The sequence below is a fragment of the Rhodoplanes roseus genome, assembly GCF_003258865.1.
Lineage (GTDB): Bacteria > Pseudomonadota > Alphaproteobacteria > Rhizobiales > Xanthobacteraceae > Rhodoplanes > Rhodoplanes roseus.
Window position 1 is genome coordinate 1 of sequence record NZ_NPEX01000133.1, and the last position, 9,847, is coordinate 9,847.

9 protein-coding genes, 1 tRNA gene and 1 pseudogene are annotated in these 9,847 nt (G+C 68.8%); 3 read left to right on the top strand and 8 right to left on the bottom strand.

Annotated elements, in window-relative coordinates:
• On the bottom strand, positions 1 to 267 hold a 267-nt coding region (locus tag CH341_RS35940; protein ID WP_245431126.1), incomplete at its 3' end, for a hypothetical protein.
• Positions 268 to 564: 297 nt separating this feature from the next.
• Entirely contained in the window at positions 565 to 2,679 is a 2,115-nt protein-coding gene (gene flhA / locus CH341_RS18235) for a flagellar biosynthesis protein FlhA (RefSeq protein ID WP_111420423.1), read from the bottom strand.
• 291 nt (positions 2,680 to 2,970) lie between these two features.
• Here flhA and CH341_RS18240 point away from each other — a divergent pair, with 291 nt between their 5' ends.
• From CH341_RS18240 to CH341_RS33755, 3 genes are all read left to right on the top strand, one after another.
• Complete coding sequence (locus CH341_RS18240) at positions 2,971 to 3,897, top strand: Spy/CpxP family protein refolding chaperone (protein ID WP_111420424.1); 927 nt, start codon at positions 2,971 to 2,973, stop codon at positions 3,895 to 3,897.
• Between the two features lie 325 nt (positions 3,898 to 4,222).
• Positions 4,223 to 4,298 (top strand) — tRNA-Lys (locus tag CH341_RS18245).
• Between the two features lie 511 nt (positions 4,299 to 4,809).
• Positions 4,810 to 5,169: a hypothetical protein gene (locus CH341_RS33755; protein WP_146604526.1), complete on the top strand. Its 360-nt coding sequence runs from the start codon at positions 4,810 to 4,812 to the stop codon at positions 5,167 to 5,169.
• Between the two features lie 851 nt (positions 5,170 to 6,020).
• On the opposite strand, the gene CH341_RS18250 is transcribed toward CH341_RS33755, so the two are convergent.
• The 6 genes and pseudogenes from CH341_RS18250 to CH341_RS36320 all read right to left on the bottom strand — a co-directional run.
• Complete coding sequence (locus tag CH341_RS18250) at positions 6,021 to 6,212, bottom strand: hypothetical protein (protein WP_111420425.1); 192 nt, start codon at positions 6,210 to 6,212, stop codon at positions 6,021 to 6,023.
• Positions 6,213 to 6,238: 26 nt separating this feature from the next.
• A complete protein-coding gene (locus CH341_RS18255) occupies positions 6,239 to 6,550 on the bottom strand; it encodes a DNA methyltransferase (RefSeq protein ID WP_342635019.1) in 312 nt (103 codons plus the stop codon).
• Positions 6,551 to 7,972, bottom strand: coding sequence for an FAD-binding oxidoreductase (locus tag CH341_RS18260; protein WP_111420426.1), 1,422 nt, complete (start codon positions 7,970 to 7,972; stop codon positions 6,551 to 6,553).
• Complete coding sequence (locus CH341_RS18265; protein WP_170149691.1) at positions 7,969 to 9,078, bottom strand: pyridoxal phosphate-dependent aminotransferase; 1,110 nt, start codon at positions 9,076 to 9,078, stop codon at positions 7,969 to 7,971. The genes CH341_RS18260 and CH341_RS18265 overlap by 4 nt, the downstream gene beginning before the upstream one ends.
• The gene (locus tag CH341_RS18270) at positions 9,059 to 9,691 is read right to left on the bottom strand and encodes a carboxymuconolactone decarboxylase family protein (RefSeq protein ID WP_111420428.1); all 633 of its coding nucleotides are present in this window, start codon (positions 9,689 to 9,691) and stop codon (positions 9,059 to 9,061) included. The genes CH341_RS18265 and CH341_RS18270 overlap by 20 nt, the downstream gene beginning before the upstream one ends.
• Positions 9,688 to 9,847: pseudogene (locus CH341_RS36320) on the bottom strand (bifunctional imidazolonepropionase/histidine ammonia-lyase); the annotation flags it as partial. The gene CH341_RS18270 and the pseudogene CH341_RS36320, both read right to left, overlap by 4 nt.

Sequence of the window (9,847 nt, forward strand, 5' to 3'; positions counted from 1 at the left end):
CAGCAGGATCGGTCGCTCCGGCAGAAATCCGCGGGCGATATTGATGCGCTGCTGCTCGCCACCCGAAAAGGTCGCCGTGTCGCTGGTCGAGAACATGATCGTCTTGCCGGCCTTCACGGGCGTCTGGGCGACGCCGTAGGCGCGGCTGTCGTCCACCGCATGCGCCGTGATGCCGATCAGCATGATGGCGATCGAGGCGACCAGCGCGAGCACGACCACCTTCAAGTGGGTGATCCGGTCGGCGGTGGCGAGCGACGCGTTGTTCATGGTGACCCCTCCCCTAAGCTTGTCCGTTGGTCGCTGTGGGTGGGGTGAAGGTTCAACCACCGAACTCTCGCGAGCTCTCGGCTGGTCGACCGTCGTGTCCCCCGTGCAGCGCACCATCCCCTCTGCAGCCGACAACCGATACGAGCCGGAAAGGTTTCCTCTGCGGAGCCTCACGTGTTCGTGATCAGCGAGCGGAGGCGACTATAATTCCCTTGTTCTTAGAACGGCTTGCAAAATTCTATCGTATTTTAGCGAAACCGCTCGCGCGGTCCCGTGGGGCCTGCGTCACGGCGTCGTTCAGATGCTCCCCACGGTCCGCAGCCGGGCCCGCGGGTGGATCTCGGACTGCGACAGCACCGGGGTCTGGGCGCGGAAGCGCTCGACGATCGAGCGCACGAACGGGCGGATGCCCGGCGAGGTGACCAGCACGGGCGCCTCGCCCATGCGGGCCGCCTCCTCGAAGCGCTCGCGCACCAGGGTGATGAACTCGGACAGGCGCGAGGGCTGCATGGCGAGCTGGCGGTCGTCGCCCTGGCCGACGATCGATTCGGCGAAGGCCATCTCCCAGCGGGCCGTCAGGGCGATCAGCGGCAGGTGGCCGGCCGGAGTGGTGTGCTGGGCGCAGATCTGGCGGGCGAGGCGGCTGCGCACGTGCTCGACCAGCACATTGGGGCTGCGGGTGAACGAGAGCGCGTCGGCGATGCCCTCCAGGATGGTGCCGAGATCCCGGATCGAGATGCGCTCGGTGAGCAGCAGCTGCAGCACCCGCTGGATGCCCGTGATGGTGATCTGGCCGGGCACAATGTCCTTGACCAGCTCGCTCTGCTCCTTGGACAGCTCGCGCAGCAGCTTCTGCACCTCGGCGTAGGACAGCAGCTCGGAGATGTTGGCCTTGAGCTGCTCGGTGAGATGGGTCGCCAGCACGGTCGCGGCGTCGACCACCGTGTAGCCCTTCACGGCCGCCTCCTCCTTGAGGCCGGCGTCGACCCAGGTGGCGGGCAGGCCGAAGGTCGGCTCGGTGGTGTGCATGCCGGGCAGGTTCACCTGGCCGCCCATCGGGTCCATGGCCATGTACTGGCCCGGCCAGACGCGGCCGCTGCCGGCCTCCACCTCCTTGATCTTGATGACGTAGGTGTTGGCGTCGAGCTGGACGTTGTCGAGGATGCGCACCGAGGGCATCACGAAGCCCATGTCCATGGCGAGCGAGCGGCGCAGCGCCTTGATCTGCTCGGTCAGCCGGTCGCTGCCGTCGGGCGAGTTGACCAGCGGCAGGAGCGCGTAGCCGAGCTCGATCTTGAGGTCGTCGATCTTCAGCGCGGCGCTGATCGGCTCCTCGGCCGGCGCCGCCGCGGCCGCCGCCGTGGTCGCCTCCGCCACCTGCACCTCGGCCTTGGCCTTGCGGTCGATGACGAAGGCCAGCACCCCGGCGCCGCCGCCGAGCAGCAGGAAGGGCAGCATCGGGATGCCGGGCAGCAGGCCCATCGCCAGCATCACGGCCGACGACATGCCGAGCGCCTTCGGATAGCCGGAGAGCTGGCGGAGCAGCACCTTGTCGGCGGCCTCCGAGAGGCCCGCCTTGGACACCAGCAGGCCCGCCGCGGTGGAGACGATCAGCGCCGGGATCTGGGTGACCAGGCCGTCGCCGACGGTCAGCAGCGTGTAGGTGCGGCCGGCCTCGGAGAACGAGATGCCCTGCTGGGCGATGCCGATGATGATGCCGCCGATGATGTTGATGAAGACGATCAGCAGGCCGGCGATGGCGTCGCCGCGCACGAACTTGGAGGCGCCGTCCATGGCGCCGAAGAACGAGCTCTCGTCCTCCAGCGCCTTGCGGCGGGAGCGCGCCTCCTTCTCGTCGATCAGGCCGGCCGAGAGGTCGGCGTCGATCGCCATCTGCTTGCCCGGCATGGCGTCGAGGTTGAACCGCGCCGCCACCTCGGCGATGCGGCCCGAGCCCTTGGTGATGACGATGAAGTTCACGATCACCAGGATCGCGAACACGATGATGCCGATGACGAAGTTGCCGCCCATCACGAAGTTGCCGAAGGCTTCGATGACGTGGCCGGCGGCGGCCGCTCCCTCGTGGCCCTTCGACAGGATCAGGCGGGTGGACGCCAGGTTGAGCGACAGCCGCAGCATGGTCGACATCAGGAGCACGGTCGGGAAGACCGAGAACTCCAGCGGCTTGTGGATGAACAGCGCCGTCATCAGGATCAGCACCGAGGTGATGATCGAGATCGCCAGCGCGAAATCGAGCAGGAACGGCGGCAGCGGCAGGATGAGGACGACCAGGATGGTCATCACGCCGATGGCGAGCGCGATGTCGCCGCTCCTCAGCGTCTCGCCCATGCTCCGGAAGGTCGGGAACTTGAATCCCGACGTCCCGCCCGGTCCTGCCACCACGTCGGACATGCGCCACTCCCGGCGCCGGTCGCGGCGCCCTCGGCAAAATTTGCCGGGTGCATGGTTACGAGAAGGTTAACGCGCCCGATTGTGCCTGTGCCGCAGCGGGTTGCGCCGGAGCCGCGGGGACCGCGTCCGGGCGGTTCCGCGCGACTCCGCGCCGCGCGACGTCTGGTCGCCCGCCAGTCTTCGTGTCGAGTCCGTGGCGAACATTGCCGGATTGTAATTCTTACCCAAGTTTAACTTGCGGCTGCCGGCCGGCGATTACTATCCTGCTGCAGTAATCGATCGGAGGCGGCCATGTGGAAGTCACTTCTCGCCGGCACCGCGGTGCTCGCGCTGGCGGGATCGGGTCTCGGGTTCGCGCAGCAGCGCTCGGACGGCGGCGTGCCGTCGACGCCGCCGGCCCAGACGACGCCGGCGCCCGGGCAGGGTGGTTCGGCCGCCCCGGGCGGTTCGGCCGCCGTGAGCGACCGGCAGGCATTCCTGGAGGCGAGGATCGCGGCGCTGCGGGCCGGCCTCGCGCTCACTCCGGACCAGGAGAAGGCGTGGCCGGCCTTCGAACGCGCCTATCGGGCGTTCGTGGCCGAGCGCACCGCCGACCGCGCGGCGCGGCGCGACGAGATGCGCTCCGGCCGGGCGCAGCGCGACGACGATCCGATGGACCGGCTGCAGCGATTCGCCGATTCGGCCAGCCGCCGGGCCGGCGCCCTGAAGGAGCTCGCCGACGCGACGGCGCCGCTGGTGAAGAGCCTCGACGACAGCCAGAAGCGCCGCTTCTGGACGCTCGCCCGGCCGCTCGGCCCGCGCTTCGCCGAGATGGGCCCCTCCGGGATGGATCCGCACGGAATGGGCCCCCATGGCATGGGCCCGCACGGAATGGGCCCGCACGGAATGGGTCCGCACGGAATGGGCCCGCACGGTTGGCACGACGGCCGTGGCGGCCCGGGCCACCCCGGATGGGACCGCTCCGAGCGTCGCGGCGACGGTTACGGGCGCGAGGGTGACGGCCGCGGTCGCGATGGCTACGGCCGCGATGGCTACGGCCGCGACGGCGGCGGCTTCGACCGCTGGGGCTGGCGCGACAACGACCGCACCGACGGCTTCGGCGGCGGCTCCGACTGGGGTCCGCCCCCCGATCGTCGGGGCCCTGGTGCCGGCTCGCCGCCGCGCCGCGACGACGGCCGGCGTGGCCCGCCGCTCGGCGACGGCGAGGAGCGGCTCTGAGATCTTTTTCGCCCGGCGGGCGTCGGCCCGCCGAAGGAAACAGCGGCCCCGCCGCGTAACAGGAGACCAATCGGACTACAGGCCTGGCGGTCGCACCCCGATGCCTCCCCCCAGCCCCCCAGCGATTGCCGGGCCTCGCAGGCCGCCGGGTTCACGCCCGGCGGCCTCAGCGTTTTCGGGCCTCGTTTTGGGCCTCGCGGTGGCGCGCCGACCCGCCGGCCGACCGCCTCCTGCGGGCCCTGCGTCACACGCATGCAAAATACCGGCGCGCCGTGGTGGACACGGCCGGCCTCGTTTGCTAACAGACGCGCGCCGCAAGGCGTGCGGGCGCATAGCTCAGTTGGTAGAGCAGCTGACTCTTAATCAGCGGGTCCAAGGTTCGAGTCCTTGTGCGCCCACCACTAACCTGCAAGCCGCTCATTTCTTGCAATAATGTAGTCCCGCACCGGTTGGTCGGGTGAGGACGGGACCCGTGGTTGTCCGGGTCGACGTCGTTGCCTCGTTGGCGGGCATGACCAAGTTGCTGGAACAGGCTTTTCAAGCCGCGCGGGCTCCCCGCCTGAGGCGCAAGACGAGATCGCCTGCCTTACGCGCTCCATATGGTCGCCGACGACGGCGAGCCCGAAGAGATCGACCCTGCGCACCTTCCTGATGTGCTCACGGGTCTCGCTTGAGCAAGGCGTCGCGAGTCCACCATAGATTTCGAGTTCGAAGCGGCGTACCGCCTCTGTGCCGGGGAAGTAGTATTTTAAGGAGGTAACACCATATGGTTGCACAAGGTTCCCCGCTTTGCTAAAATTTTTCAAGGTCGTTACGGACACCCAGCGACAGGTGCCCGACACGGGTAATCGGCCGGCCCCGAACGACCGGAAAAAGGAATTTCAACAGCCTGCAGGGGAAAGGCGCTCCGAGATGAAAGAGGTAGGGCAAGCGTTCTCCGTATTTTTGATTTTTGTTACATGCCTGCTTCCCGCAGCCTACGCCCAGCCTCAACAACGGCCTGTTTATGTAATCACAAAAGGCACGGAGCATAAAATATGGGTGCATGCTGGAGGGGCGAAAGCTTGTTTCCAAATTTTGAGTCTGTCAAATAACCAGCCGGCTAGAGCTCATTTCCGTCGGACGCGAGCTGGTAAAAACAAAGACTTGGATATTCATACTGGGAACGCGTGCTGGGATGCCAAGGCGCCGGTATATGTTCTTTATGCGACCGCAGTTGATGAAGATATCAAGGTGATTCAGTACAGCGGACCCATCGGCGTTGCGTTTTGAATGCAGGGGGTAGCGCCGAACGGTTCGCCGCGGTGTGACTTCTACCGATCTTTTAATGGCTGTGGCCGGTGAGGGAGCCGGCAAAGAATCTATCGTAAGCTCAAAGCAGATTTGGCTCCCTCACTTCGCTGCAAGCCAATGACAAATAAAGTTAAAGTCTCATCTTGTGCGCCCCCCGCTAACTCCCTCTAAATCGATGAATTTGTTGGGAGCCGCCGCGGGCGGGGTGTCCGGTTCGACACTCTGCCGGGCGGTTCGACACTTTGCCCGGGGCCGGCCGGCTCCCTCCCGAAGGCCGTCACGCGCGGTGAAGCGCACCTTCTCGCACGGGATCGCCTCGGTGATCCTGGCCTTCGCGTCGCGCGCAAAATCGGATGGCATGGCGCGCAAGATCGTCTGGCAGCGGAATCCCGAAGGCCGAGGGCCCGTGGCGGTGCCACGATCGGGTTGCCTCGGTGGGACCTTGCGGTAGCATCTCGGCACTTCTCGTCCGATCAGGCCAGTGGAGGGCCGCCGGGATGGGCGTCAGAGACTCGTCGTTGGACGTTTTCCGTTTCGCCGTCCGGGAGATCGATGACGGTTGGGTGTGGGAAGTCTGGGACGACCGAAACGTGCGTGTCTCGCACGGCCTCGCGCCGACGATGCCTCGGGCGCGAAGGGAAGCCGTCCTGAGTGCCAATCGTCTGACGTTTCTGGAGGCCGTTCGAAACACCCGTGGACGATCGGCACCGACGCCGGAATCGGCAAGCCCGCCCCTGTCACCGGAACCGGGGCCGTCGTAGCGGTCCAGGACGGCGCGTCGTCCAGAACGCTCGAAGCCGGGCAGTGCCAGCCGGCGCACGAGATGATGCTCACGCCTCTTCTAAACCGGCCGGCGGTACGGCCAGGCCGAGAAGAACCACTTGGCGCGGGTGCAGCGGCTGATCGGTCCCGAGCGTCCAGATGTCCCCCTCCGGATCAAGGTCGACGATGGTAATGTCGTCGCCCACTCCCCCACCGTCGTTCTTGATCCGCGCCCAGTAGAGGCCGTGCGGCTTCTCCATGGTTGCCCTCCATGTTTTGGCTTCCGCTAATCCTCAACGACTAACCCAACGGGACGATCCCTCGACGGTTCGTCTCCCAGGCGTCTGCACGCCACCTCGAAACAGGCCGGGCCCAGCTCGATGCCGACATAGGGCAGCCCGCGCCGGACGCAGGCGACGCCGACCGTGCCGGAGCCCATGAACGGGTCGAGCACCGGCCCTTCCATGGCGGCCAGCAGCCCGGCCATCAGCTCGACCGGCTTGCCGGTGATGTGGTGCTTCACACTTGGCGTGTGCGCTTGCTCGGACGTCTGAAAGCGTCGAGCGGGGGGCGCGACCGGTGCTCGGGACGGGCCCAGCTACGGTCCGTCCATGGGGGGCAAGACCTTTCCGGGATTGAGGATGCCGTCCGGGTCCAGGGCCGCCTTCAGGGCCCGCATGGCGTCGAGCGCCGCCGGCGATCGCATCCGCCGGAGCGCCTCGCGCTTGGTCACGCCGATGCCGTGCTCGGCGCTCACCGTGCCGCCGAGCGACAGCGCGACGTCCTCGATCGCGCGGGCGAGATCGCCATGACGCGTGGCGAAGGCTTCGCCGGCCATGCCCGGCGGCGGCAGCACGTTGAAGTGGATGTTGCCGTCGCCGACATGGCCGAACGGCACCGCGATGCAGCCTGGCGCGAGAGCGGCGACGGCCCCGCCGGCCGCCGCGATGAACTCGGGAATGCGGGCGATCGGGACGGCCGTATCGGCCTTCAGGCTGCCGGGCGTCTCGATCATCGCGATCGGGATTCCCTCTCGCAGGCGCCACAGGTTCCGGCGCTGCGCCTCGCTCATGGCGATGGTGCCGTCGACGACGAGACCGCGTCGGCTCGCATCCGCGAGCACGTCTTCCATGGCGGCGGAGAGATCGAAGCGGACATTGGCGAGGTCGGCCTCGACGAGCACGGCCCATGGCGTGGGCGTCGGAAACGGCTCGGCCGACTTGCCCGCGTGCCGGAACCACAGATCGAGTCCGGCGCGCGGCAACAGCTCGAAGGCGCTGATCGAGGCGCCGAGCGCATCCCGGGCCAGGGAGAAGAGGTCCAGCGCGGCGGCGACCGAGGTCAGGCCGACGCAGGCGCAGACCCGGGTCCGGGGCGCGGGATGCAGCTTCACGGCCGCCGCCGTGATCAGGCCGAGCGTTCCTTCCGACCCGACGACGATCTGCTTGAGATCGTAGCCGGCATTGTTCTTCGGCAGGGGCGCGAGCTCGGACACGATCTCGCCCGAGGCGAGCACGACCTCGAGGCCGAGCACCTGGTCGCGGGCCATGCCGTACCGCAGGACGTTGTTGCCGCCCGCATTGGTCGCCAGATTGCCGCCGAGCTGGCTCGACAGCCCGCCATGGTCGATCGCGAACAGACAGTCGTTCGCGGCGGCCGCTTCGCGCAGATCGTGCAGCGTGCAGCCGGCCTCCGCGACCATGCTGGCGCTGGCTCGGTCGATCGATCGGATCGCCGACATGCGTTCGAAGGCGACGACGACGGAGCGGTGTCCGGCCACGACGGCGGCCCCCCCGCACAGGCCGGTGCCGCCGCCGCGCGGGACCAGCGCCACGCCTTCCGCAGCGCAGAGCCGGACGATTCCGGACAGCTCCCGGGCCGTGCGCGGCCGCACCACGCAGACGATCTCGCCGTCGCCCCGCACGGCGAGGTCGCCGCGATAGCCCTCGACGTCGGTCGGTTGGTCGAGCACGCCGCCGTCGCCGACCAGCGCGCGGAGCTGGTCCGCCAGGGTCCTCATCGGTCCGTCGCGATCGCCGTCAGGGCCGCGATCAGCGCGTCGTCGTCCTCCGGCGTGCCGATCGTCACCCGCAGCGCCCCGGCGGTCTCGCGCCAGGGCATCGGGACGACGAAGATGTTCTCGTCGCGCAGCGCCGCGGCGAGCCGATCGGCCGGCGACGGGGTCGTCAGCATCACGAAGTTCGCGGCGCTCGGCATCGCCCGGAAGCCGTGCGGCGCGAGAGCGCCTGCGAGCCGCTCCCGCTCGGCCGTGGTGCTGGCGACCAGGCGCTCCATGTGGGCGGTCTCGTCGAGAGCGGCCCGGGCGCCGGCCAGCGCCACGGTGGAGACGCTGAAGGTCGTCCGCACCTTGCGGAAGGCGTCGGCGATCTCCGCCGAGCTCGCGATCCCCCAGCCGATGCGGGCGCCCGCGAGCCCGTAGGCCTTGGAGAAGGTTCGGGTGACGATCCAGGGCCCGCGGCGGCGCGCCAGAGCAGCGATGACGTCCGGGCCGCCGGCCGCCCGGGCGAACTCGTGATAGGCCTCGTCGACGACCAGCAGCAGGTGGTTCGGCAGCCCGGCGACGAGCCTGTCCAGGTCGGCGGCCGAGATCAGGCCGCCGGTCGGATTGTTGGGCGTCGCGACAAAGACCAGCCGGGTCGCCGGCGTCACGGCGGCGAGCGTCGCGACGACGTCGACGGCGCCGTCGTCGCGCACGGGCACCCCCACCGACCGCCCGCCCCGCATCGCGACGGCACGCGCGTAGCTGCCGAATCCGGGCGCCGGCGAGAGCCCGACGTCGCCCGGCTCGATCGCCACGTCGGCAGCGCCGTAGAGAAGCTCGTTGGAGCCCGCGCCGAGCACGATCCGCTCCGCCGCGACGCCGGTGCGGGCGGCGAGTGCGGCGACCAGATCCGTTCCGTCGTTGTCGGGATAGCGGTGCAGGTCGGCCGCGGCCGCCCGCATCGCCGTGATCACGGCCGGCGCCGGCGGGAACGGGCCTTCGTTGAGGTGCAGGCGTCGCACCGGGCGGGTCGGGCCGAGGTCGCGCGGCGGCGGTCCGAGCAGGACCGGGGACAGCGCGGCGATGCGCGGCGAGACGACGGCCTCAGCCGTGCGACCAGTCATCGGGATTGTCCGAGTTGCCGGGCGAGAGACCGAGAATATCCCCGTCCGTGGTGACACCGAGACCCGAGACGGTCCGGTTCGCATAATTGAAGTAGGCCGTCACCTGGTTGATCTCCAGGATCCGTCCGTCGTCGAGGCCGGCCGCCCGCATCGCGTCGACACAGGCCTTCAGCCGCGGCGCGTCCTGCGGCGCCTCGGTCAGGGCGGCGGCGTAGCGCAGGGCGGCCGTCTGGGCGGCATCGAACGCCGCCGCGAAGGTCCGCGCGTCCAGCGCCGCGCGGATGCCGGCGCTGCGCGGCTCGTCACCGACGAGGCGGCGCAGCCCGGCGAAGTGATGCTCGGCGCAGTACGCGCAACCGTTGATCAGGCTGACCAGCACCCCGATCGCCTCCAGGAACCATTTGGGCGTCGCGTTGGCGGTGTGGTGGAGCACATACTTGTAGATCGTCATGTGCCCTTCCATCGTGTGCGGGCGCAGGCTGTGCGCCAGCATGATGTTGTCGACGTTGTCGCCGGGACCCTTGATGCGGTCGTAGAGCTGCTTCAGCCGGCCGGTGGCTTCCGGATAGGGGACGTGGGCGATCCACATGGTCGTGTTCCCGTGTGAGCTCATGAGACGAAATCGGTCACCAGCGGCGCCGTGACGGTCGCGGCGAGCGCGCCGCCGGCGAGCAGCGCCTTGGCGGCGGCGATGTCGTCGGCGAGATAGCGGTCCTGCTCCAGGTGCGGCACCACGGCCCGCAGCCGCGCCATCGCCTCGGCGAGGGCC